Raw genomic sequence first — 20,853 nt, 5'->3', positions numbered from 1 at the left:
GATCACCGACCGACAAGGCCCGCGTGAAAGATGTGTCAAACTAGGATATTAGTCCTCAAACGGGTCCGTCACAAGTATGGTGTCGTCCCGCTCCGGACTGGTGGAAAGTAGGGCGACGGGCGCGCCGATCAATTCCTCGACCTGACGGACGTATTTGATCGCCTGCGCCGGCAGATCGGCCCACGAACGGGCGCCGACAGTCGACTCTTTCCAGCCTTCCAGCGTTACATAGATCGGCTCGACACGGGCCTGTGCAGCCTGGGCTGCCGGCAGGTGGTCGATCCGCTTGCCGTCGAGCATGTAGCCGACGCAGATCTTCAGTTCTTCCAGACCATCGAGCACGTCGAGCTTGGTCAGCGCGATGCCGGTAATGCCGTTGGTGGCAACCGACTGGCGCACCAGTGCCGCATCGAACCAGCCGCAACGACGCTTGCGCCCCGTGACGGTGCCGAATTCATGGCCCTTTTCACCCAGGAACTGGCCGATTTCATCGTTCAGTTCGGTCGGGAACGGACCTTCGCCGACGCGGGTCGTGTAAGCCTTGGTGATGCCGAGGATGTAACCCAGCGCACCCGGACCCATGCCCGAACCGGCAGATGCCTGACCGGCAACGGTGTTGGACGAGGTAACGAACGGATAGGTGCCGTGGTCGATGTCGAGCAGCGAGCCCTGAGCACCTTCGAAGAGAATACGCGAACCCTGACGACGCTCCTTGTCGAGCAGTTCCCACACGCTTTCCATGAAGGGCAGGATGCGGTCAGCCACGGAGGTCAGTTCCTCCATGATGTCCTTGTGCTCGACTTCGGCAGCGCCGAAACCGCGACGAAGCGCGTTGTGATGGTTGAGGATACGCTCGACCTTGGCTTCCAGCGCATCGGTGTCGGCCAGATCCATGACGCGGATGGCGCGACGGCCGACCTTGTCTTCATAAGCCGGGCCGATGCCGCGACGGGTGGTGCCGATCTTGGTGCCGCTATTGGAGGCCGCGTCTTCGCGCATGCCATCGAGTTCGCGGTGCAGCGACAGAATCAGCGTCGCATTTTCAGCGATTCGCAGATTGTCCGGGGTCACGATGACGCCCTGCGCCTCCAGACGGCCGATTTCAGCAATCAGCGCATGCGGATCGACCACGACGCCATTGCCGATAACGCCCTTCTTGCCCGGACGCACAACACCCGACGGCAACAGCGAAAGCTTGTAGCTGACGCCGTCAATGACGAGCGTATGGCCGGCATTGTGCCCCCCCTGGAAACGGACAACAATATCCGCGCGCTCAGAAAGCCAGTCGACAATCTTGCCTTTGCCCTCGTCACCCCACTGGGAACCCACTACCACGACATTCGTCATTTCACGATATCCTGCCTTGCGGCGCAAGCCGTTGCGCCTACTCAAACCGGCGCATCTATACTGTGCCGATCCGCGGAAAGCGACCGCTTTATCAACGTGCTTGTGGTTTTTACGTGACAAATCGCCCGCGGGGCCGATAACTGCACGGCCAAAACGACCGGAAGGCAGCGCACTTGCCGGACATTCACGGAGGACGCGCGTGCACGGCAGGGCCTATCTTTTTCTGATCATTGCTACGCTTTGCTGGGGTGGAAACGCCGTTGTTGCCAAGCTGGCGGTCGGCCATATCAGCCCGATGACCTTCACTTTCTTCCGCTGGATGGTGGCGGTGATGGTGATTCTCGCCATCTCGCTGCCGCAGATCAGGAAGGATTGGCCGGTCGCGAAAAAACATCTTCCGGTGCTGATCTTCCTCGGCGTGGTCGGTTACACTTTCTTCAACGCCCTGCTCTATTCCGCCGTGCATTATACGACGGCGATCAATGTCACGATCGAGCAGGCAGCCATCCCCTTCCTCATTTTCGTTGCCAATTTCGTGCTGTTTCGCATCCGCGTCTCTGCCGCACAGATCTTTGGCTTCTCCCTGACACTGGTCGGCGTCGCGCTGACCGCCGCGCATGGCGATCTCAGCACGCTGGTGGCGCTGACGGTCAATTATGGCGATGGCCTGATGATTTTTGCCATCATCGCTTACGCCGCCTATACGATCGCACTGCGCTGGCGCCCGCCGGTGGACTGGCGCACGCTGATGGCCATTCCGGCATTGGCCGCTCTCGCCTCCTCCGTGCCGTTGATGGCGTGGGAATATCAGGCCGGAAACCTGCTGCTGCCGGACCTTACCGGCTGGGCCGCAACCCTCTATACCGGCCTCTTTGCCTCGCTGGTGGCGCAGATCCTCTATATCCGCGGCGTCATCGAACTGGGCGCCAACCGGGCCGGCCTGTTCATCAACCTCGTGCCCGTGTTCGGAACACTGTTGTCGGTGGCCATCCTCGGCGAGCAGCTTTTCGCGTTCCACATCATCGCGCTGACGCTGGCGCTCGGCGGCATTGCCATTGCGGAACGCTGGAAGCCGAAAGAGACGGCGGCGGCCTGATCTATTCGATCGGGTATTCGAACCCGTTCAACAGGTCGCGAACGGCGGCGGGCGCGTTTCGGTACTTTTTCTTCAGCCCGTCGAGGCGGGCATCCGTGCCACGGCAATAACGGTCGAGTGCTGCCTCGATCTCGCGTCGGCGATCGGCATCATAAGGCTCCTCGCCGCGAAAATGATCGCAGTTTTCCCGCTCGCTCACAAAGGTCTGCACGTCGGACGGCAGCGAGGCGGCCGAAACGGGAACGCTGGCAATCAGCACGATGCAGGCGGACGTCAGACGAAGCATGTCGGGTCTCCCCCATGACAGCGCCTGACGAAAAACCTCAGTCGCTGTGCTTGTTGCGAATGCGCCGAACCGTCAGCCAGATGCCCAGCACCACGAACGGCACTGCCGCGCCCGTCAAGGTTTCCGGCGCGATATGCACGCCGAGATTATGCGCGAATTTTGCCAGATATCCCACAAGACCGATGACGTAATAGGAAATCGCCGCGACCGACAGGCCTTCGACGGTCTGCTGCAGGCGCAATTGCAGATGCGCGCGCTTGTCCATCGAGGCAAGAATTTCGGTGTTGAACTTCTGCAGATCGACATCGATCCAGCTGCGCAGAAGCGCGGTGGCGCGCGTCAGCTTGCGTGACAGGTTGGCCTGACGCTCCTCCACCGACTGGCAGGTACGCATGGCCGGCGCCAGGCGGCGCTGCAGAAAACCTCCCAACGTTTCCGAACCGGGTACTGCCTTTTCACCCAGCGTCGAGACACGGTCGAGCACGATATTGTTGTAGGCGCGGCTGGCACCGAAACGATAAAGGCTGAGCGCCGCGTTTGCTTCCAGTTCAGCGGCCAGCGCCGTGATTTCGGCCAGCATGCTGTCGGCCTCGCCGCGCGCATGCTGTTTCATGCGCTGGGTGATGCCGGTAAACTCCGCCTCGATTTCGCGGATTTCCGGTGACAGGTTTTGCGCCAGCGGCAGGCCCATCATGGCCAGCGTCCGGTAGGTCTCGATATCGAGAATACGCTGGGCCAGCATGCCGCGCGCCGCTTCCGTCATGCCGTGATCGAGGACGAGAAACTTTGTCAGCCCGTCGCCATCCTGACGGAAATCGGTGACGACAGTGGCCTGCCCATCCGCCACCACGCTCTGACAGAGACTGGTCTGATCGAAACCGACGATGACGTCCGTCATGTCCTCATGCGAAGGGCGAATTTCGATGCGCACGCCGGAGATGAACGCGCCAGGTGCTGCAAACCGTGCGCCAAAAGGATTGACCGGAATTTCGGCGCCGAATGTGGCGGGTGCCGGCGTATCCCAGAAATAGGTGGAGAATTCCGTGTGCCGCTCCCAGCGCAGAGTGCCGCTTCCCCAGGTCATGGTGTGGTGGCTGGTATCGGGCGCCGGCGCCGGTATGCCCTGCCCCAGCGACAGTTCGGCCAGGATTGCCTGATCGCCTGCAAAATTTTCCTCGGTCAGGAAGGCGACCTGAAAGATCACCCGCGGCAGGGGCAAAAGCGTGTAGGGCCGCGAATGGATTTCCCCGAGCGCACGCGCCCGAACATCTGCAACCGGAAACGAAAAACTGCGCTTCGACAAATACCTGGCTCCCCGACTGTGCCCCATCGGCCAGTTCTTGACCTTGGCTATTATCAAATCACGGGGCTGACGCGAGGTGACGCTTTGCCGCAGAAAAATAACATTGTCCTGCTCTTCACAGAACCGCGATCTCAACAGGCAAATCACCCGCCGCCGGATTACGTAAACTTTTCATTAAATTTTAAGGAGCATCACTTTTCTCATGACCCGAGTTTCTGCGATGCGTATTGCGTTTTTCATCGCGCTTTTGGCTCTGACCGGCTGCGCCAGTGCGCCGAGCCGGATCAACAATGCCTGCGCCATTTTTGACCAAAGAGACGGCCTGTTCAACAACTGGGCCCGTGACGCCAAGCGCGTCGAGCAGGAATTCGGCGTGCCGGTTCCGGTGCTGATGGCAACGATCTATGTCGAATCCAGTTTCCAGCCCTATGCCAAGCCGCGCCGCAAATACGTGCTCGGTTTCATTCCCTGGGGCCGCATTTCTTCCGCTTACGGTTATGCGCAGGCGCTCGACGGCACGTGGAAAACCTACCAGAAGGACACCGGCCGCTGGAATGCCCGCCGCAGCAATTTTGGCGACGCCGTCCATTTTGTCGGCTGGTACCATAACCGCTCGAGCCGCCTGAACGGCATCGCCCGCACCGACAGCCGCAACCTCTATCTCGCCTATTATGCCGGCCATAAAGGGTATGAACGCGGCCAGTTCACCACAGCGATCCGCGGCGCGGCGCAGAAATCAGCCAACATGGCGCAGCGTTACGAAGCACAGCTGCGCCAGTGCGGCTACTGATTACCGGCTGACCGTGATGCGCGTATTGGCGAGCCCGTGACGGCTCGTCAGCGCAAAAAAGGCGGCAGCGTTTTCCGGATGAAGGCGAATGCAGCCATGCGAGGCGGGTCGGCCCAGCCGTTTTGTCTCGAACGTGGCATGCACCGCATAATCACCATTGAAGAAAACCGCGTAAGGCATTGGCGCATTATCGTATTTGCGCGAGCGATGATTCTTTGAGAGCCATTTGGCCGACCAGCTACCCTGCGGCGTGACATAGCCTTTGCGCGCCGTCGACACCTTCCACTGGTAGCGGACGGAGCCGTTTTCGGAAACGGTCATCGTCTGCGTGGACAGGCTGATATTGGCGATGAGATTGGAAGCCGCTGCAGGCTGTAGCGACATCAAAAGGGTGACGATCGCACCCGAAACAAGCATGCGCATGAATTTCCCCTTCGCTCCAGACCCGGATGCGTGCCCCCGCACCACCCGCAAAGGGATTAGAATTTATAATTCAGCGCGATGTAAATGGAATTCGCCCGGAGCAACCGGAAATCAAGAAATTCAGCAAATGAATTTTGAATAACTATTGCAGATTTGCAGCATATTTTACGAATAAGCTTGGGAGCTCCACGTAAAAACACCCTTTCGGGCATTTTGATTGCTTGGGTGCCATGAAAAAAGGACGCCAAAACATGACGCCCTTTCACGTATCAAGCCCCATATGGCTCGAAAAACCGCTTCACCGCCTCGATCTCGTTGGGGCGGATTTCGTGGCTGCCGGGGTGCCATTCAAGCTCCACCGTATCGCCTTGGCTGCGGAGATACTCGGCAAGCCCGTTGGTCAGCGGCACCGGGCAGATCGGATCGCGTTCACCGGCGGTGATCAGCACGCGCGCCTGCGCATCGCCCGCCCTCGCCTTCGGCTGGAAAGGGATCAGCGGATGCATCAGCGCCCCGGCATCAAACAGGCCGGGCTGCTCGATCATCACATTGGCGAGAATGTTGGCGCCATTGGAAAAGCCGAGGCCAAGCACGTTGGATGCGCCATATTTCTCCTTGTTGGCAGCCACGAACTCGCTCATCCGCGCTGTCGCACGCGCCAGATCGACAAGGTCATAAACGCCTTCGCCCGTCCGTCTGAAAAAGCGGGGCGCGCCGTGTTCCGAAACATCGCCAAGCGGCGAGATCACCGTCGCCTGCGGCAGCAACCGGCTGCCGAAATCGAAAAACTGGTTCTCGTCACCGCCTGTGCCGTGGAAGACGAAGAGGATCGGTGCACCCGGCGCGCCAGCGCGGACACGATGCAGATAATTTTCAGTGCTCATCGTAAAATTCCTCTCAATGTGGAAGCCGGGGCCGCCAGCCATCACCGGCGGCTCCATCAAGGGCGTGTCAGCCTTCCAGCGGCTCCAGATGCTCTTCCAGCGTCTTGCGCAGATGCGCATGCTGGCTCGGCAGCTTCAGTGCTTCGCCGAGATGGGCGGTATCCTCGTCGCGGTCGAAGCCCGGTTCATTGGTAGCGATCTCGAACAGCACACCACCCGGCGTGCGAAAATAGATCGCCCAGAAATAATCGCGGTCGATCACCGGTGTCACCTGATAACCGGTGTCCATCAGCGCCTTGCGCACTTCGAGCTGCTTTTCGCGGTTCTCAACGGCAAAGGCGATGTGGTGAACCGAACCGGCGCCGAGACGAGCATTGGAAATGTTCGGCATGGTTTCGATGTCGATGAAATCGGCGCCATTGCCGCCGGGCAGGCCAAGCCGCAGCACGCCGTCCTTGTTGTCGACTTGGCTGTAACCCATGAATTTCAGAAGCTCGGCCGTCGCTCCTTCATCACGAAGGCGCAGCGAGGCCGAATGGAAGCCACGGATCGCATCGTCGGCGCCGACACCATTGCCGGTGAACTGTGCGCGGGCATCGTCCTTGACCTCCACCAGTGCAAAACCATCGCCATCGGGGCCGGCAAAATGCAGGCGCTTTTCGCCGAATGCTTCATCAGCCTTCAAGCCTTGCGAACCGGCCTTGGTGAGACGATCGGTCCAATGGCCCAGCGAACCTTCCGGCACGGAAAACACGGTCGTGCCAACTTCGCCGGTGCCCTGACGGCCCTGAGCGATATGCGGAAACGGGAAATAGGTCATGACGGAACCGGGCGTGCCGACCTCATCGCCGTAATAGAGGTGATAGACATCGGGCGCGTCGAAATTGACGGTCTTCTTGACGCGGCGCAGGCCAAGCGTGTCGGTGAAAAACCGGTTGTTGGTGCGGGCGCTGCCAGCCATCGAGGTGACGTGGTGAAGCCCTTTGATCTGGTCGAGCATGGAAATATCCCTTCTCTGAAGGGTTCGTCTGAACCCGTTTGATGCAGGGAAGATGGTTGATGGATCGCAATTTGGATAGAGGATCGGGTTCGAACGCATTGTTCGATAAATGACGACGGAAAAGATCCGTCGTTCACTGAAGCGCCATCAAACGCTGTCCGGCAATTGCCAGTCCACCGGATCCTTGCCGATCGACAGCAGATACTCGTTGGTCTTGGAAAACGGTCGCGAACCGAGAAAACCGTTATGCGCCGAGAGCGGCGACGGATGCGCCGATTTCAGCACCAGATGCCGTTCCTGATCGACAAAGGCCGCCTTTTTCTGGGCGTAGGAACCCCAGAGGATGAAGACCACGCCATCGCATTCGTCGTTGACGGTGCGGATGACGGCATCGGTGAACTTTTCCCAGCCCTGACCCTGATGGGCGGCGGCCTTGCCCTCTTCCACCGTCAACACGCTGTTGAGCAGCAGCACACCCTGCTCGGCCCAATGCTCGAGAAAACCGTGTTTTGCAGGCGGGGTATCAAGATCGGCCTGCATTTCCTTGTAGATATTGACCAGCGACGGCGGTGTGCGCACGCCCGGCTTCACGGAAAAACACAGGCCATGCGCCTGCCCCGCACCGTGATACGGATCCTGCCCGAGGATCACCACCTTGACCTCGTCGAGCGGGGTCAGGTCAAGTGCGCGAAAATACTCTGAACCCTTTGGAAAGATACGTTTTCCCGCCTGCTTTTCAGCGACGAGAAACTGTTTGAGATCGGCCATATAGGCACTGCCGAATTCCTCTTCGAGCGCGAGCTTCCACGTCTCTTCGAGCCTGATGCCGGTGTCCGCCATGGCCGATCCTCCCTGTTTACTGAAACCGTCCGCCGCGCTGGATGACTTCGGTCTTGTAGCCATCCGGATCGGTGACGAAGAAGAATTTCGCGAACGGCTTTCCGTCCCGCGGCATCTCCACCAGCTTGCCGACGGTGAGGCCGAGATCGGTGAAGCGCTGGTATTCCGCCTCGATGTCCGCAACCGTCACCGCCAGATGACCGTAACCATTGCCCAGCTCATAGGCTTCGGTCTTGCCGTCATTGACGGTCAGTTCCAGCTCGAAACCGGTTTCCGGGTTGGAAAGATAGATCAGCGTGAAACCGTCAAAGGGCACGCGTTCGGCAATCGTCAGGCCAAATGCCTTCTCGTAAAAATCGACCGACCGCGCCTCTTCGAGAACGCGGATCATCGAATGCACCAGTTTTGCCATGAATGAAAATCCTCAAGTCAGTATGTGGTTGCTGCGCGAATGCCAGTCCCAGGCGGACCGGATGATATCGTCCAGCGTATATTGCGGTTCCCAGCCGAGCACGGCCTTGGCCTTGTCGTTATTGGCGACGAGCGTGGTGGAATCACCATCGCGGCGGCCGACATATTCCACCGGAAACGGCTTGCCGGAAACAGCCGAAATCGCGCCAAGCAGCTCTTTCACGGTCGTGCCGGTGCCTGTCCCCAGATTAAGCTCGACAGTCTCGCCACCGGCCAGCAGATAATCCACCGCCCGCACATGCGCATCGGCCAGATCCAGCACATGGATATAATCGCGCACGCAGGTGCCGTCGCGTGTGTCATAGTCATCGCCAAACACCTTGAAGCCCTGACGGCGTCCGAGTGCGGCCTCGATGGCGAGCGGAATGGCATGGGTTTCCGGCGTATGCCATTCGCCGATGCGGCCTTCGAAATCGGCGCCTGCCGCATTGAAATAGCGCAGCATGACGGACTTCAGGTACTTGTAGGTGCCGTAATCCTTGAGCGCCTGCTCGACGATAAATTTCGTGCGGCCATAAGGGTTTATCGGCGCCTGTTTGTGCGTTTCATCCATCGGCACCGAATCCGGCAGGCCATAGGTGGCGCAGGTCGAGGAGAACACGAACGCTTTTACGCCGGCATCCATGGCGGCCGACAGCAGCGTCAGCGCGCCGATGACATTGTTGTCGTAGAAGGCGACCGGGTTTTTCACCGATTCCCCCACCTCGATCAGTGCCGCGAAATGCAGCACGGCATCCGGCTTGTGCTTGGCAAACACCTCATCCAGCCGCGCGCGGTCACGGATATCGCCCTGTTCGAGCGGTCCCCATTTGACGAATTCGGAATGGCCATTGGAGAGATTGTCGAAGACGATCGGCTCATAACCCCTTTCCGCCAGAAGCAGGCAGTTGTGCGAACCGATATAGCCGGCACCGCCGACCACGAGCACTTTCTTCTTCGACATCGACACCTCGAGTTTTCAGGTTGCAGTGTTGCGGCGCAATATAATGAGCAGGACTCAAATATCCAGTACCGCCTCCCCCTTCACAAAAGTGGAGATTTGCGGAAAGGAATTGCGACCTTTGATGCAAGCGCATATCGTCGCGCCCGATTGGAAACAGGATTTTGGAATGCGCATCGTCTTTCTCTGTCTCGGATGGTTTTTCGTCGCGCTCGGCGTGATCGGGGCATTCCTGCCGGTCATGCCGACGACACCGTTCCTGCTGCTCGCCGTTGCCTGTTTTACCCGCTCATCGCCACGGTTGGAAGCCTGGCTCCTGAACCATCCGACCTTCGGCCCGCCGCTCAGGAACTGGCAGGAACATGGCGGCATATCACGCCGCGCAAAAATCATGGCCATCTGTCTGATGGCGGCCAGTTATGTCGGCTTCTGGTTCGGCAGCCATCCGGCGCCGTGGCTGGCTGTACTGGTTGCCGTCATCATGCTCGGCTCATCCGCCTTCATCGTCAGCCGGCCCGACGGCCGTGCCTGAACAAAAAACCGAAATCACTAGAGGAGATAATCAATGTATATCGCCATGAACCGCTTCCGTGTCGTCCCCGGTTTTGAAGAGACTTTTGAGGGCATCTGGAAGAACCGCGAGCGCCACCTCTCCACCTTGCCCGGTTATCTCGAATTCCACATGCTGAAAGGCCCGAAGGCAGAAGACCATACGCTTTATGCCTCGCACACCGTCTGGGAGACCCAGGAGCATTTTGTCGCCTGGACGAAGTCGGAACAGTTCCGCGCGGCCCACGCCAATGCCGGCGCCAACCGTGGCAAGGTCGAATATCTCTCCGGCCCGCATTTCGAAGGTTTTGAAGTCATTATCCACGAAGACAAGACCGGCGCCCGCGCCGAAGTCGCTTGAGGTCTTTTCACATGGACGCCCAATCCGAAAATAGCACCGAGCGACGCGCTCGCGCCTCTGCCGCCCTTGCCGCCAAACCCGATGACATGGTCGAGACGATCGCCACCGAAGCACGGGTGACGCCGGCCGAAATCCTCGAACTTCTGCCGGAGGGCGTCGCCGTTACCGCGCCCAAGGATGCGTTCGATTCAATCTGGACCGAGCTCACCACCTGGGGCGAAGTTCTCTATGTCGTGCAGACCGAAGATGTCGTGGTGGAAGCTGCGGGCGCATTGCCGGTGGGATCCGAGAGCCATGGCTGGTTCAACATCCACAGCGACAGCCCGATCGGCGGCCATATCAAGAAGGATAACTGCGCCGGCGTCAGCTTTGTGGACCGCGCTTTCCACGGCCGCCGCTCCTGCTCCGTATGGTTGATGAACAAGAAGGGCGCGGCCATGCTGAAGATCTACGTCCGCCGTGACGAAAATCGCGAGCTGAAAAGCGAACAGCTGGCAAAATTCGAAGCCCTGCGCGACAGCTACAAGGCTTGATCCGAAAAGATCTCCACCCGGCTTCCAGAGATTGGGCCGGGTGGGCGATCGCAATCGCGGTTCACATCGCCGGCACCCATTTCCACAACACGGCTTCCCGCCGTTCCGGATAATATTTGAACTCGCATTCGAATTTTCGGCCATAGGCTTCCGCTGCCTTCAGCGCCGCTTCGCTTGGCGGGTTCATGCCGGTGCCCGGCGCAAACCAGTCCTCCAGAAGATCGTCGGGAATATATACCCCCACCCTCAATGGCAGGATCTCCAGCGTCTTGGCGAGCTCATCCGGCGGCATCGCGTTCTCCATCGAAAATCTCCGGTCAAATGGCGAATGACGGGAGGTTACCGGATCAAACGACAATCAGGAAGGGCGATGCTCCGGCTTGCCCTTGTGTTTGGTCGCGGCAAGGTCGCGCAGCTCCTTTTCGGTCATGGATTTTTCCATCTCCTTCGAAGCGCCCTTCAAATCCTTTTTGGCTGTGTCGCCGCGCTTGGCGGACAGGGCCGCACCGGCGGCCTTCTGTGCTTTCGATACTGCCGGCATTTTTGAAACTCCCTTTTGCTCGACGCCACATGCGCCATTCCACCTAACCGGCAGATGTCACCGGAAGTTCCGAAAATCGACCGGCTTGGAACCACAGCCAGCCGCACGTGTTGTCCTGTCGACGCATGAAACCCGAAAGGCCAAAATCATGGACAACGATCAGGACAAGAAGCTCGACCAGTCGATCGAACAGGAAACCCTCGACACCACCAACCCGCAAGCCCTGCGTGAAGCGGCAAGGCTCGGCACGATCGACACCTTCCTCGTCAAATCCGACCTCGAGGATGCCGACCAGCGTGAAGGCACGGACGGTGACGATGGTCGCCCCAGCCCGCTAGCCAATGCCGACAATCCCGAAAAGTAACCCGAGCTTGCCCGCCGCTTTCGGGGAACCGAAAGCGGGTAGACGGGTTGTCCCGCGCAACCATTCTGGAGGAAACGCATGAACGCCCAAAAGAAGGCCGTGCAGGATCAGGCGCTGGCAGACATTCGCGACACCACCCCGGCGTCGGAGACAAAATCCGCTCCGCCACGCGGCGAACCGCGCGTGTCAGCCGATGAAAGCGCCGGCAACGAAATGAACATCGAGGCCAAGGCCTCACCAACTTTGGCGGACGCCGAAGCGGAAGCCTTTGCGGCGGAAGCCATCGAAGAGCTTGTCGCCTGCCACATCCCGTTTCTTGTCGCCGGCACATTTGCCGTCAGTGCCTATACCGGCATATCGCGGCCGACCAAGGATCTCGACATTTTCTGCAAGGCCGGCGACTACGCTCGTATCCTTGCCCATTTCAAATCCAAGGGCTTTGAGGTGGAAGTGGAGGACGATCGCTGGCTCGGCAAGGTCAAGCGCGGCCGGCATTTTCTCGATGTCATCTTTGCCGGCTCGAACGGCACAATGCCGATCGGTGATCTGTGGCTCGACAATGCCCGCCAGATGGAGATGCACGGTCACAATGTCCGCGTCATCGCCCCGACCGAACTGATCTGGTCCAAGTGTTTCGTGCAGCTGCGCCACCGCTACGACGGCGCCGATGTCGTGCATGTCATCCTGAAAGCCCATGACCAGATCGACTGGGAACGCCTGCTCGGCCATATGGAGGTGCATTGGGAGGTGCTCTTGATCCACCTCCTGAATTTCCGTTGGATCTACCCGACCGAGCGCGACAAGGTGCCGGAATGGCTGATGGACGAGCTGCTCGACCGCCTTGCCGCCCAGCGCCAGCTCCCGCCCCCACAGATGAAGATTTGTCGAGGCCGGATGTTCTCGCGCATCGATTTCGAGATCGACGTCAAAGAATGGGGTTTTGCCGATGTGGGTGGCGAAGGTGACCTCCGCGACGAAGCCCAGGAAGGAGCACTGCTGTGACAGACGAAACGATCCACCAGAGCGCCAACAATCCGCCGCAGGACCTGCCCGAGGCTGAAGCCGCCCATAAGCCGCTGCGTGTCGCCGCCGTTGCCGATCTGCATGTGAAGGAAAGCGGCAGCCAGTCCTACCGGGAACTGTTCGCCGAGATTTCCGGCAAGGCCGACGTTCTCGTGATGGCCGGCGATCTGACCGATCTCGGCAAACCGAAGGAGGCGGAGCTTCTGGCCGCCGACCTGCGCAGCTGCACCATCCCCGTCGTAGGCGTCCTCGGCAATCATGATTACGAATGCGGTTCGGTCGAGGAGGTGAAGGAAATCCTGAAGGATGCCGGCGTGCATCTACTCGAAGGTCAGGCTGTGGAAATCGGCGGCGTCGGCTTTGCCGGGGTAAAAGGGTTTGCCGGCGGTTTCGGCCGCCACATGCTCGGCTCCTTCGGCGAACCGGCGATCAAGGCCATGGTGGCGGAAAGCGTGGAGGAATCCATGCGGCTGGAAAATGCACTGCGGCAGGTGCGTTCGCACCGCGCGCTGGTGGTGCTGCATTATGCCCCGATTGCCGAAACCGTGGCCGGTGAACCGGAAGCCATCTACCCCTTCCTCGGCTCGTCACGGCTGGCGGAAACCATTGACCGTTTTCCGGTCACCGCCGTCGTACATGGCCATGCCCATCGCGGCACCTATGAGGGCAAGACGCCCGGTGGCGCGCCGGTTTACAACGTAGCCGCCCATATCGAAAAGCCGACCGGACGCCCTTACGCGCTGCTTGAACTGTAACGGCAGCAATTTTAGCAAAACCCTTCGGGACGACGGGAACCCGAAGGCCGGATGGCCCGTTGAGGGCGTCATGATCACATGGGGATTTTGATGCCTGCAACCGACATCACTGCCAAGAATGACAGCGAATTCCGAACCTTTCCAAAGACATGGGGCGCCGAATATGTCGCCGCCGGAGAGGTGCGTTTTCGCCTCTGGGCACCGGGCCAGAAAGAGGTGCAGCTACGCCTGAACGGCGAGGACACAGCGATGTCCGCAAGCCAAGATGGCTGGTTCGAAATCCTTGCCACCGGCGTCGAACCGGGTGCCGAATACCAGTTCGTGCTCGATGACGGCCTGGCCATCGCCGACCCTGCTTCTCGCGCCCAGAAGGGCGACGTGCACGGCCCTTCCCTCGTCATCGACCCGACCGATTACCCCTGGCACACGACCGGATGGAACGGCCGCCCCTGGGAAGAAGCCGTCATCTACGAACTGCATATCGGCACGTTTACCGCTGGCGGCACCTTCCGCTCTGCCATCGAGCGCCTGCCCTATCTCGCGAAGCTCGGCATCACGGCTGTCGAAATCATGCCCGTCGCCCAGTTCGGTGGCACCAGAGGCTGGGGGTATGACGGCGTGCTGCTTTACGCTCCCCACAGCGCCTATGGCCCGCCGGAGGATTTTAAGGCCTTTGTCGATGCGGCCCACCAACATGGGCTGATGGTGCTGCTCGACGTCGTCTACAATCACTTTGGCCCGGACGGAAACTACCTGCCCGCTTGTGCGCCGGAATTTTTTCATCCCGACACGCCTACCCCATGGGGCGCGGCGATTGCCTATGACAAACCTGCCGTGCGCAGCTTCTTCCTCGAAAACGCGCTTTACTGGCTGGAGGAATTCAACCTCGACGGCCTGCGTTTCGATGCCGTCGACCAGATCCGCGATGACAGCGAAAAGCATTTTCTGATCGAGGTGGCGGAAACCATCCGGGCGGAAAATCCCGGCCGCCACATCCACCTCACCACCGAGGACAATCGCAACATCACCAGCCTGCACGAACGCGGCGAGGATGGCGCGGTGCCGCATCACACTGGCGAGTGGAACGACGATTTCCACAATGTCATCCATGTCATCGCGTCCGGCGAGACCGATGCCTATTACAAGGATTTCGCCAAAAATCCGCACAAACATCTGGCCCGCGTGCTGGCCGAAGGGTTTGCCCATCAGGGCGAAGTCGCGGCCTCCACCGGCAAGAAACGCGGCAGTACCAGCACCCACCAGCCACCCACGGCTTTTGTCGATTTCATCCAGAACCACGATCAGGTCGGCAATCGCGCGCTCGGCGAGCGCCTGCTGACCTTGGCCGGCGAAGACAAGGTGAAGGCTCTCATGACCGTTCTTCTGCTCTCCCCGCATATCCCGCTTCTGTTCATGGGCGAGGAATTCGGCGAAGACCGCCCCTTCCTTTTCTTCACGGATTTCCATGGCGATCTGGCAAAAATTGTCCGCGAGGGCCGCCGCAAGGAATTTGCCGGCCATGCCGGTTTCCGCGAGGGCGAAGGCGACACGTCCGACATCCCGGACCCCAACGCCAAAAAGACATTCGACGCCTGCAAGCTCGATTGGGACAAACTCGAAAAGGACATCGGCCGCAACTGGACCGGTTTTGTCGAGGACATGCTGACCCTGCGGCATGAGAAGATCGTGCCGCTTCTGGGCGAGGCACGCGGCCATGCCGGCAAAGTGCTGAGCGTCGAAGGCGGTACCATCGCCGTCAGCTGGAAGCTCGGCGATGCCACCCTGTCGATGGCCGCCAACCTTTCGGACGAAGCGGCACAACAGCCGCAACTCGCCGGCAAGATCATCCACGAAACCACCAGCGGCAAGGCCGGCAACAGAGCCGGCGCCAATGACGGGCTGCTGCCGCCCTGGAACGTGGTGGTGACGATCGATGGCGCGGAGGGCTCGGAATAATGGCTCTGCCCACCTCCACCTATCGCCTGCAATTTCGCAACGGCATGACATTCGAGCGCGCCACGGCGCTGGTGCCGTATCTGAAAACTCTCGGCATCAGCCACCTCTATGCCTCGCCGATCTTTACCGCCACCAGCGGCTCCACCCATGGTTATGACGTCACCGATGCCAACGAGATCGATCCCTCGCTCGGTGGCCGCGAAGGTTTCGACACCCTGTCGGCCGCCCTCAAACAGGCCGGCCTCGGCCTCATCCTCGATATCGTGCCCAACCACATGGCCGCCTCGCTGGAAAACCCGTGGTGGCGCGATATCATCGAATGGGGTGCCGACAGCACTTACGCCCGCCATTTCGATGTGGACTGGGCACTTCCGCTGACCCTGCCCTTCCTCGGCGACGATTTCGATACGGTGATATCGCATCTGTCCATCACCGCCGATGCGCAGACCGGCTGTCTGGCGCTTGCCTATTACGACAGCCGCTACCCGCTGCATCCATCGAGCTACGCCGCCGTGCTGGGCGGCATCGGTCTGCCGGTCGCAACTGAGATCGCAGCCCTCGCCGCAAAGGCGTCCCCGGAAAATGCGGGGGATTTCCACGCCAGCGTGCGTGCTCTTCTGTCCACCGGCAGCAAGGCCAGTTTCAGCCCGACCGATACGATGGCGCTGGCATCCGTCCTCGAAAAATTCTCCGCCGATCCCGATAACCTGCGGAAAATACACGATCTTCAACCATGGCGACTGACCTCGTGGCGCACCGCCGCTGACAGCCTCAGCTATCGCCGTTTCTTCGAGATTACCGGCCTTGCCGGCCTTCGCGTCGAAGATGACGCGGTGTTCGAGGATGCCCATCGCCTTGTGCTCGACCTCGTGCGCGACGGCACCGTCGATGGCCTGCGCATCGACCACGTCGACGGTCTGGCCGACCCGAAGGGTTATCTCGACCGGCTGCGCGAAAAAATCGGCCCGGACACCTATCTGATCATCGAAAAGATCCTCGGCTATGGCGAGGAACTTGCCGCCGACTGGCCGGTTTCCGGCACCACCGGTTACGAATTCATCGCCGAACTCACCGATGTGACGACCGACGGCGCGGGCCTGAAATCGCTCGGCCAGACCTATGACCGCCTGCGCGGCCGTCCCACCCACATCGTCTCGGAAGTCCGCGACGCCAAGGGACTGATGTTCGACCGCAATTTTGCCGGCGAGGTGTCCACCCTGCTGCGGCTGGCAAAGGAACTCGGCACCTCTATCGGCGGCACGGTCCAGGTCGCAGATGACGCCTTGCGCACGGCGCTGCGGGAGATCATGCTCGCCTTCCCCGTTTATCGCACCTATGGCACCGCAGACGGCCTGCCGGATGCCGACAAGAAGCTGTTGTCAAACGTTCTGGAAGACGTGCGCCGCAATGAGAGCGCCAATGACGACGCACTGGCCTTGCTGGAACGGATCATCCTCGGCGACGTGTCGCCCGCAGAGGCGGAAAAGGCCACCACATTCCGCATCCGCCTGCAGCAGCTGACCGGGCCGCTGACGGCGAAATCCATCGAGGACACGCTGTTCTTCCGTATCAACCCGCATCCGGTTCTGAACGAAGTCGGCAGCGAGCCTTATCCGCGCGATTACGGTCTCGAGCATTTTCATGCCGCCATGCAGGCACGGCTGCAAAGCCAGCCTTTTGGCCTGTCGGCCAGCTCCACCCACGATACCAAACGCGGCGAGGATGCACGAGCCCGGCTGCATGCGCTGACCGAGGCGCCGGACCTGTTTGCCGAAGCCGTCACCCGCTGGCGCGGCCTCAACGCCGCACATATCCAGTCGTTGACCGATGGCGCAGCACCCGAACCGGCGATCGAATGGCTGTTGTATCAGGCGCTCGCCGGTGTCTGGCCGGCCGAACTTGGCCTGCATGATCACGATGGTATCGAGGCATTGCAGGAGCGCTTTCTCGGTTATGTCGAAAAGGCATTGCGCGAGGCGAAACTGCGCACCAACTGGGGAGACCCGAACGAGGCCTATGAAAAGGCCATCGCCGATTATGCGCGCGGCCTGTTCGCCAACCGCATCTTTCTCTCAGATTTTATCACCACCATGCAGCCCTTCTGGTCGGCGGGCGCCGTCAATGGCATCACCCAGACGCTGATCAAGCTGGTCGCACCCGGCATTCCGGACATCTATCAGGGCAGCGAGACACTCGATCTCAGCATGGTCGATCCCGACAATCGCCGCGTGCCGGATTTCGCGGCGCTGGCCGAACAATTGTCGGCCACCACGCATCTTCCTGTCACCGATGAGGACTGGCTGAGCGGCGCCCTGAAACAGCAGATCATCGCTCGCGCGCTGCGCCTGCGCCAAAACAAGCCAGCGCTTTTCGGCAAGGGAAAATACATCGCCCTCAACGCCAGCGGAAAGCGCGCCCGCAACATCGTCAGCTTTGCCCGCGCCGATGATGCCGATGCGATGGTGCTGATCGCGCCCCGCCTCGTGCTCAGCGCCTTCGCCCACCACCCCTCACCCGCCGGCCTGCCATCGGTGATGGACGGCTGGCACGAGACGATCCTGCCGCTCGACGGAAATCTCGCCAACCGCCGGTACCGTGACCTGTTTTCCGGACGCACGATCACGGCCGGCGAAAAGCTTTCCGTTGCTGAAGCGCTGGCCGGCCAGCATTTCACCCTTTTGGTTGCCGAGGATTGATCCGCGGCACCAATCCTTGGGCCCAGAACGCAAACAGGGCGCCGATCCAGCCGATCGGCGCCCTGTTTGATTCCGTGTCCTAACCGCTCCAGGTGTCAGGCAATGCCGACGAAGGACAGGACGGCGAGAACGATGACCACGGCTCCGACGAGCCAAACGATGCTGTTCATGATGATTTCCTTTCCTTTTTTAAATCAGGTGTTTGGCGGCTTATGCAAAACCAACCAGATTGAGAACGGCGATGACGATGACGACGGCGCCGACAAGCCAGACGATGCTGTTCATGATGAAGTCTCCTTTTTATTTGTTGTGAAGCGAACGGTTTAAGGCGTGAAAAGGTTCCGCTTTTGGGACACTGTCGAAAGCCTTTGTTTTTAAGGCTTTCCGTATCCCCCGGATCAGGCGCCCGGCGTCGCCATGCCATCACCGCGGCGCAGCTTGCGGATCTGTTTCATGACCCTGATCGAACTCGACGCGCGCGTGGCAGACCCTTGCGAACTGCTGGAGATGACCCGCAGCATGTCTTCCGCCTCGTCCACGGAAATCGTGCCGCGCGAGGCCAGTCCGTCGATCAGCAGCATCAACGCGCCTTCGACGGCGAGTGCACGCCGCTGGTGTTCGTTTTCGATGACTTCCGCATCCGACATGATGTGCTCCCTGATTGCACGAGACGAATGAGTTGAGCGACCGCTTTGTTCCGTCTCGGGCCAGCGAAAGCTGGAAATCAGGGAGATTTGGGAGCATCAGCCGCATCGCGCCGTGCCAGCTCGCCCTGTTGCGCCTTGTAGAAATACTGGCTGGCCACCAGCCAGCCTTTCAGCGGCCGCAGTGGCGGTATGCAGGTGAGCAGCATGAAGGGAAGCGAGGTGAACAGGTGGACCCAATAGGGTGCCTGCAGCGCCACCTCGATCCACACGGCCAGCGCCACGCTCGGCACGCAGCCGAAGCAGATAACGAAAAAGGCCGGGCCATCGGCCGGATCGGCAAACGAATAATCCAGCCCGCAGACTTCGCAATCGGGGCGCAGCGTCAGAAACCCGTTGAACAGATGTCCCTTGCCGCAACGCGGGCAGCGGCCGCGTATGCCGGTTTCGAATGGCGGCAGTGGCGTATAATGCCGCTCGTCGGTTATCTCTCCCACCATGACGGCATTCCTCCCGCGCGCATGACTTGACGATTGCAACTATCGCCGAATGCACGCGAGGAGCAAGTGCTGGACCGTGAGGCGCGGCAATCTGCCCCGCCTTGTCGCGGTTTCAGGCGCGAAAAATGAACGACGCGCCGATGGCGATCATGGCAAAACCGATGACATGGTTGATGGTCAGGTTTTCACCCAGCCAGAACACCGAAAAGCCGGCGAAGACGATGAGGGTGATGACCTCCTGGATCGTCTTCAGCTGCGCCGTCGTATAGACTTCCGAGCCCATGCGGTTGGCCGGCACGGCTAGGCAATATTCGAAAAAGGCGATGCCCCAGGATGCCGCGATAGCGATCCAGATGGCGCTGCCCTTGTGCTTGAGATGGCCGTACCAGGCGAAGGTCATGAACACGTTGGATGCGACCAGCATGACAATGGGCCACACGGCAGCAGGGCTGAGCGAGAAAGGCATGGAAGACTGTTCCTGTGGAGACGGAAGGGTGTGGACAATGGACCGGGCGTTGGCGGCGCTCAAGCGGGCTCTGCCGTCATCCCATGGAAAAAGCCCCGCCGGGTCGGCAGGGCTTCATCGAACGTCATAGGAGCCGGGATCAGATTTCCGGGCAACCACGTTCATTGGCGAAGGTGATGCGGTCAGGACCACGACGGGTCATACCTTCGACGGTGATGCTGCGACGGGTGACGCGGGTCACTTCGGCATCGCGCAGACCGGATTCGCGGGCGGCACGGCGGGCATCGCGTTCGCTGCAGCCGCCAGCACGGCGGTCATCGCGGCGGTCGTAACGATCACGGTCGCGATCCGGCACGACCGGGCGAATGCCATCGGGGCCGATACGCAGCTGCACGTCCTGCGCCTGTGCGGTGGTGACGGCACCGGTCAGGGCGCCTGCGCTGATCGCCAGCGCCAGACCGGCGGTCGAAATGAACTTCAGCATTTGCTCCTCCTTGGCGCCGCCCCATCCTGAGCCGGTCGCACACAATTGTCTGACGGCGGAGAAACGCATACTCACGCTTTTTTGTTCCAGCTTGAGCGCACAGGACGTGAAATAAAAGCTGATACAATGAAGCAAAAGACAAGTTCAGAGCGTCTTGAACATGACCTCAGAAGATGTTGGCAAGTGTTTTGGCTGAACGATCAGAGTTTTGCCCTGTGGCCCGCAAAAGTTTTTGGCGGCGGCGCGGCTTCATGAACCTTTGCCAAGGCCTCAAGCCATGTTGCCAAGCCCTCCGGAACCTCTTCGTTTCCGGCCTCCAACGCCTCGATCCAGGAGAGATCGCATTGCAATGCTGAAGCGATATTGATGGGCGTCCAGCGAATGACACGCAGACATTCGTTGAAGCGTTTGGAATTCATACCGGTTTCGAGCTCCCCTTATGATGCTGGACAGGATGCACGGAATCGCACGCCTGCCCTGCAAATTAGGGATAACACTGCCAGACAGGGCCCAAGGATGCAATCAGCAGCGCCCGAATTCGTGATGACAATGATAGTATGAAGAAAATTTGGTAGCGGGAAACATTCAGTGACTGAAATGC

General features: G+C 60.0%; 27 protein-coding genes. 11 read left to right on the top strand and 16 right to left on the bottom strand.

Annotated features, from left to right (window positions below; translation table 11 throughout):
* Positions 1-48: 48 nt before the first annotated feature.
* Entirely contained in the window at positions 49-1,347 is a 1,299-nt protein-coding gene (locus EDF70_RS02690) for an adenylosuccinate synthase (protein ID WP_132271695.1), read from the bottom strand.
* A 199-nt stretch (positions 1,348-1,546) separates the two neighbouring features.
* Here EDF70_RS02690 and EDF70_RS02685 point away from each other — a divergent pair, with 199 nt between their 5' ends.
* Complete coding sequence (locus tag EDF70_RS02685) at positions 1,547-2,443, top strand: DMT family transporter (protein WP_132271694.1); 897 nt, start codon at positions 1,547-1,549, stop codon at positions 2,441-2,443.
* A 1-nt stretch (position 2,444) separates the two neighbouring features.
* Here the strand turns inward: EDF70_RS02685 and EDF70_RS02680 are convergent, their stop codons facing one another.
* A complete protein-coding gene (locus EDF70_RS02680; RefSeq protein ID WP_132271693.1) occupies positions 2,445-2,729 on the bottom strand; it encodes a hypothetical protein in 285 nt (94 codons plus the stop codon).
* Positions 2,730-2,766: 37 nt separating this feature from the next.
* Positions 2,767-4,032, bottom strand: coding sequence for a DUF3422 family protein (locus EDF70_RS02675; RefSeq protein ID WP_132271692.1), 1,266 nt, complete (start codon positions 4,030-4,032; stop codon positions 2,767-2,769).
* A gap of 220 nt (positions 4,033-4,252) precedes the next feature.
* Here EDF70_RS02675 and EDF70_RS02670 point away from each other — a divergent pair, with 220 nt between their 5' ends.
* On the top strand, positions 4,253-4,822 hold the full coding sequence (locus EDF70_RS02670) for a transglycosylase SLT domain-containing protein (protein ID WP_132272544.1): 570 nt from the start codon (positions 4,253-4,255) through the stop codon (positions 4,820-4,822).
* Here EDF70_RS02670 and EDF70_RS02665 read toward each other — a convergent pair whose 3' ends face one another.
* The 6 genes from EDF70_RS02665 to galE all read right to left on the bottom strand — a co-directional run bounded on the left by EDF70_RS02665 (position 4,823) and on the right by galE (position 9,383).
* Positions 4,823-5,245, bottom strand: a complete 423-nt coding sequence (locus tag EDF70_RS02665) for a L,D-transpeptidase (RefSeq protein ID WP_132271691.1) — start codon at positions 5,243-5,245, stop codon at positions 4,823-4,825.
* Positions 5,246-5,514: 269 nt separating this feature from the next.
* A complete protein-coding gene (locus tag EDF70_RS02660; protein ID WP_132271690.1) occupies positions 5,515-6,129 on the bottom strand; it encodes an alpha/beta hydrolase in 615 nt (204 codons plus the stop codon).
* 67 nt (positions 6,130-6,196) lie between these two features.
* The gene (locus tag EDF70_RS02655) at positions 6,197-7,129 is read right to left on the bottom strand and encodes a VOC family protein (protein ID WP_132271689.1); all 933 of its coding nucleotides are present in this window, start codon (positions 7,127-7,129) and stop codon (positions 6,197-6,199) included.
* 147 nt (positions 7,130-7,276) lie between these two features.
* Positions 7,277-7,969, bottom strand: a complete 693-nt coding sequence (gene ung, locus EDF70_RS02650) for a uracil-DNA glycosylase (protein ID WP_132271688.1) — start codon at positions 7,967-7,969, stop codon at positions 7,277-7,279.
* Positions 7,970-7,985: 16 nt separating this feature from the next.
* Positions 7,986-8,381 carry a VOC family protein gene (locus tag EDF70_RS02645; RefSeq protein ID WP_132271687.1) on the bottom strand — a complete coding sequence of 132 codons (396 nt, stop codon included), beginning with the start codon at positions 8,379-8,381 and terminating at the stop codon, positions 7,986-7,988.
* A gap of 12 nt (positions 8,382-8,393) precedes the next feature.
* Positions 8,394-9,383 (bottom strand): UDP-glucose 4-epimerase GalE, encoded by a 990-nt coding sequence (gene galE, locus EDF70_RS02640; RefSeq protein WP_132271686.1) that lies wholly within the window; start codon positions 9,381-9,383, stop codon positions 8,394-8,396.
* Positions 9,384-9,549: 166 nt separating this feature from the next.
* On the opposite strand from galE, the gene EDF70_RS02635 reads away from it, so the two are divergent.
* Genes EDF70_RS02635 through hutX form a run of 3 tightly spaced genes read left to right on the top strand, consistent with a single transcriptional unit; the run spans position 9,550 to position 10,823 of the window.
* Positions 9,550-9,912: a YbaN family protein gene (locus tag EDF70_RS02635; RefSeq protein WP_132271685.1), complete on the top strand. Its 363-nt coding sequence runs from the start codon at positions 9,550-9,552 to the stop codon at positions 9,910-9,912.
* 33 nt (positions 9,913-9,945) lie between these two features.
* The gene (locus EDF70_RS02630) at positions 9,946-10,290 is read left to right on the top strand and encodes an antibiotic biosynthesis monooxygenase (protein WP_132271684.1); all 345 of its coding nucleotides are present in this window, start codon (positions 9,946-9,948) and stop codon (positions 10,288-10,290) included.
* An 11-nt stretch (positions 10,291-10,301) separates the two neighbouring features.
* Positions 10,302-10,823: a heme utilization cystosolic carrier protein HutX gene (hutX, locus tag EDF70_RS02625; RefSeq protein WP_132271683.1), complete on the top strand. Its 522-nt coding sequence runs from the start codon at positions 10,302-10,304 to the stop codon at positions 10,821-10,823.
* 61 nt (positions 10,824-10,884) lie between these two features.
* Here hutX and EDF70_RS02620 read toward each other — a convergent pair whose 3' ends face one another.
* Together EDF70_RS02620 and EDF70_RS02615 are read right to left on the bottom strand one after the other, a co-directional pair.
* Positions 10,885-11,115, bottom strand: coding sequence for a hypothetical protein (locus EDF70_RS02620; RefSeq protein ID WP_132272543.1), 231 nt, complete (start codon positions 11,113-11,115; stop codon positions 10,885-10,887).
* A 66-nt stretch (positions 11,116-11,181) separates the two neighbouring features.
* Positions 11,182-11,364, bottom strand: coding sequence for a DUF3008 family protein (locus EDF70_RS02615; RefSeq protein WP_132271682.1), 183 nt, complete (start codon positions 11,362-11,364; stop codon positions 11,182-11,184).
* 148 nt (positions 11,365-11,512) lie between these two features.
* Here EDF70_RS02615 and EDF70_RS02610 point away from each other — a divergent pair, with 148 nt between their 5' ends.
* The 6 genes from EDF70_RS02610 (at position 11,513) to EDF70_RS02585 (ending at position 18,485) form a co-directional block, all read left to right on the top strand.
* Entirely contained in the window at positions 11,513-11,728 is a 216-nt protein-coding gene (locus EDF70_RS02610) for a hypothetical protein (protein ID WP_132271681.1), read from the top strand.
* 213 nt (positions 11,729-11,941) lie between these two features.
* Positions 11,942-12,730: a nucleotidyltransferase family protein gene (locus EDF70_RS02605; RefSeq protein WP_132272542.1), complete on the top strand. Its 789-nt coding sequence runs from the start codon at positions 11,942-11,944 to the stop codon at positions 12,728-12,730.
* Between the two features lie 74 nt (positions 12,731-12,804).
* Positions 12,805-13,506, top strand: a complete 702-nt coding sequence (locus tag EDF70_RS02600) for a metallophosphoesterase (RefSeq protein WP_132272541.1) — start codon at positions 12,805-12,807, stop codon at positions 13,504-13,506.
* Between the two features lie 90 nt (positions 13,507-13,596).
* Complete coding sequence (treZ, locus tag EDF70_RS02595; RefSeq protein ID WP_132271680.1) at positions 13,597-15,462, top strand: malto-oligosyltrehalose trehalohydrolase; 1,866 nt, start codon at positions 13,597-13,599, stop codon at positions 15,460-15,462.
* A complete protein-coding gene (treY, locus tag EDF70_RS02590; protein ID WP_132271679.1) occupies positions 15,462-18,158 on the top strand; it encodes a malto-oligosyltrehalose synthase in 2,697 nt (898 codons plus the stop codon). The genes treZ and treY overlap by 1 nt, the downstream gene beginning before the upstream one ends.
* A 102-nt stretch (positions 18,159-18,260) precedes the next feature.
* Complete coding sequence (locus EDF70_RS02585; RefSeq protein WP_132271678.1) at positions 18,261-18,485, top strand: hypothetical protein; 225 nt, start codon at positions 18,261-18,263, stop codon at positions 18,483-18,485.
* Between the two features lie 71 nt (positions 18,486-18,556).
* On the opposite strand, the gene EDF70_RS02580 is transcribed toward EDF70_RS02585, so the two are convergent.
* From EDF70_RS02580 to EDF70_RS02560, 5 genes are all read right to left on the bottom strand, one after another.
* Positions 18,557-18,805, bottom strand: coding sequence for a hypothetical protein (locus EDF70_RS02580; protein WP_132271677.1), 249 nt, complete (start codon positions 18,803-18,805; stop codon positions 18,557-18,559).
* Between the two features lie 77 nt (positions 18,806-18,882).
* Positions 18,883-19,302 carry a DUF983 domain-containing protein gene (locus tag EDF70_RS02575; protein ID WP_132271676.1) on the bottom strand — a complete coding sequence of 140 codons (420 nt, stop codon included), beginning with the start codon at positions 19,300-19,302 and terminating at the stop codon, positions 18,883-18,885.
* Positions 19,303-19,414: 112 nt separating this feature from the next.
* A complete protein-coding gene (locus tag EDF70_RS02570; RefSeq protein WP_132271675.1) occupies positions 19,415-19,768 on the bottom strand; it encodes a DMT family protein in 354 nt (117 codons plus the stop codon).
* A gap of 139 nt (positions 19,769-19,907) precedes the next feature.
* The gene (locus EDF70_RS02565; RefSeq protein ID WP_132271674.1) at positions 19,908-20,252 is read right to left on the bottom strand and encodes a hypothetical protein; all 345 of its coding nucleotides are present in this window, start codon (positions 20,250-20,252) and stop codon (positions 19,908-19,910) included.
* A 200-nt stretch (positions 20,253-20,452) separates the two neighbouring features.
* A complete protein-coding gene (locus tag EDF70_RS02560; protein WP_132271673.1) occupies positions 20,453-20,671 on the bottom strand; it encodes a hypothetical protein in 219 nt (72 codons plus the stop codon).
* Positions 20,672-20,853: the final 182 nt, after the last annotated feature.

This window comes from Neorhizobium sp. JUb45, from assembly GCF_004343585.1.
In the GTDB taxonomy this organism is placed as follows: Bacteria; Pseudomonadota; Alphaproteobacteria; order Rhizobiales; family Rhizobiaceae; genus Neorhizobium.
This window is presented reverse-complemented; position numbering and strand designations above follow the sequence as displayed.

Excerpts from the sequence above, each read along its gene's own strand:
- EDF70_RS02690 (WP_132271695.1), bottom strand. The coding sequence starts at position 1,347 with ATGACGAATGTCGTGGTAGTGGGTTCCCAGTGGGGTGACGAGGGCAAA.
- EDF70_RS02680 (WP_132271693.1), bottom strand. The coding sequence starts at position 2,729 with ATGCTTCGTCTGACGTCCGCCTGCATCGTGCTGATTGCCAGCGTTCCC.
- EDF70_RS02670 (WP_132272544.1), top strand. The coding sequence starts at position 4,253 with ATGCGTATTGCGTTTTTCATCGCGCTTTTGGCTCTGACCGGCTGCGCC.
- EDF70_RS02665 (WP_132271691.1), bottom strand. The coding sequence starts at position 5,245 with ATGCGCATGCTTGTTTCGGGTGCGATCGTCACCCTTTTGATGTCGCTA.
- EDF70_RS02660 (WP_132271690.1), bottom strand. The coding sequence starts at position 6,129 with ATGAGCACTGAAAATTATCTGCATCGTGTCCGCGCTGGCGCGCCGGGT.
- EDF70_RS02655 (WP_132271689.1), bottom strand. The coding sequence starts at position 7,129 with ATGCTCGACCAGATCAAAGGGCTTCACCACGTCACCTCGATGGCTGGC.
- ung (WP_132271688.1), bottom strand. The coding sequence starts at position 7,969 with ATGGCGGACACCGGCATCAGGCTCGAAGAGACGTGGAAGCTCGCGCTC.
- EDF70_RS02645 (WP_132271687.1), bottom strand. The coding sequence starts at position 8,381 with ATGGCAAAACTGGTGCATTCGATGATCCGCGTTCTCGAAGAGGCGCGG.
- galE (WP_132271686.1), bottom strand. The coding sequence starts at position 9,383 with ATGTCGAAGAAGAAAGTGCTCGTGGTCGGCGGTGCCGGCTATATCGGT.
- EDF70_RS02635 (WP_132271685.1), top strand. The coding sequence starts at position 9,550 with ATGCGCATCGTCTTTCTCTGTCTCGGATGGTTTTTCGTCGCGCTCGGC.
- EDF70_RS02630 (WP_132271684.1), top strand. The coding sequence starts at position 9,946 with ATGTATATCGCCATGAACCGCTTCCGTGTCGTCCCCGGTTTTGAAGAG.
- hutX (WP_132271683.1), top strand. The coding sequence starts at position 10,302 with ATGGACGCCCAATCCGAAAATAGCACCGAGCGACGCGCTCGCGCCTCT.
- EDF70_RS02620 (WP_132272543.1), bottom strand. The coding sequence starts at position 11,115 with ATGCCGCCGGATGAGCTCGCCAAGACGCTGGAGATCCTGCCATTGAGG.
- EDF70_RS02615 (WP_132271682.1), bottom strand. The coding sequence starts at position 11,364 with ATGCCGGCAGTATCGAAAGCACAGAAGGCCGCCGGTGCGGCCCTGTCC.
- EDF70_RS02610 (WP_132271681.1), top strand. The coding sequence starts at position 11,513 with ATGGACAACGATCAGGACAAGAAGCTCGACCAGTCGATCGAACAGGAA.
- EDF70_RS02605 (WP_132272542.1), top strand. The coding sequence starts at position 11,942 with ATGAACATCGAGGCCAAGGCCTCACCAACTTTGGCGGACGCCGAAGCG.
- treZ (WP_132271680.1), top strand. The coding sequence starts at position 13,597 with ATGCCTGCAACCGACATCACTGCCAAGAATGACAGCGAATTCCGAACC.
- treY (WP_132271679.1), top strand. The coding sequence starts at position 15,462 with ATGGCTCTGCCCACCTCCACCTATCGCCTGCAATTTCGCAACGGCATG.
- EDF70_RS02585 (WP_132271678.1), top strand. The coding sequence starts at position 18,261 with ATGCCGACGAAGGACAGGACGGCGAGAACGATGACCACGGCTCCGACG.
- EDF70_RS02580 (WP_132271677.1), bottom strand. The coding sequence starts at position 18,805 with ATGTCGGATGCGGAAGTCATCGAAAACGAACACCAGCGGCGTGCACTC.
- EDF70_RS02575 (WP_132271676.1), bottom strand. The coding sequence starts at position 19,302 with ATGGTGGGAGAGATAACCGACGAGCGGCATTATACGCCACTGCCGCCA.
- EDF70_RS02570 (WP_132271675.1), bottom strand. The coding sequence starts at position 19,768 with ATGCCTTTCTCGCTCAGCCCTGCTGCCGTGTGGCCCATTGTCATGCTG.
- EDF70_RS02565 (WP_132271674.1), bottom strand. The coding sequence starts at position 20,252 with ATGCTGAAGTTCATTTCGACCGCCGGTCTGGCGCTGGCGATCAGCGCA.
- EDF70_RS02560 (WP_132271673.1), bottom strand. The coding sequence starts at position 20,671 with ATGAATTCCAAACGCTTCAACGAATGTCTGCGTGTCATTCGCTGGACG.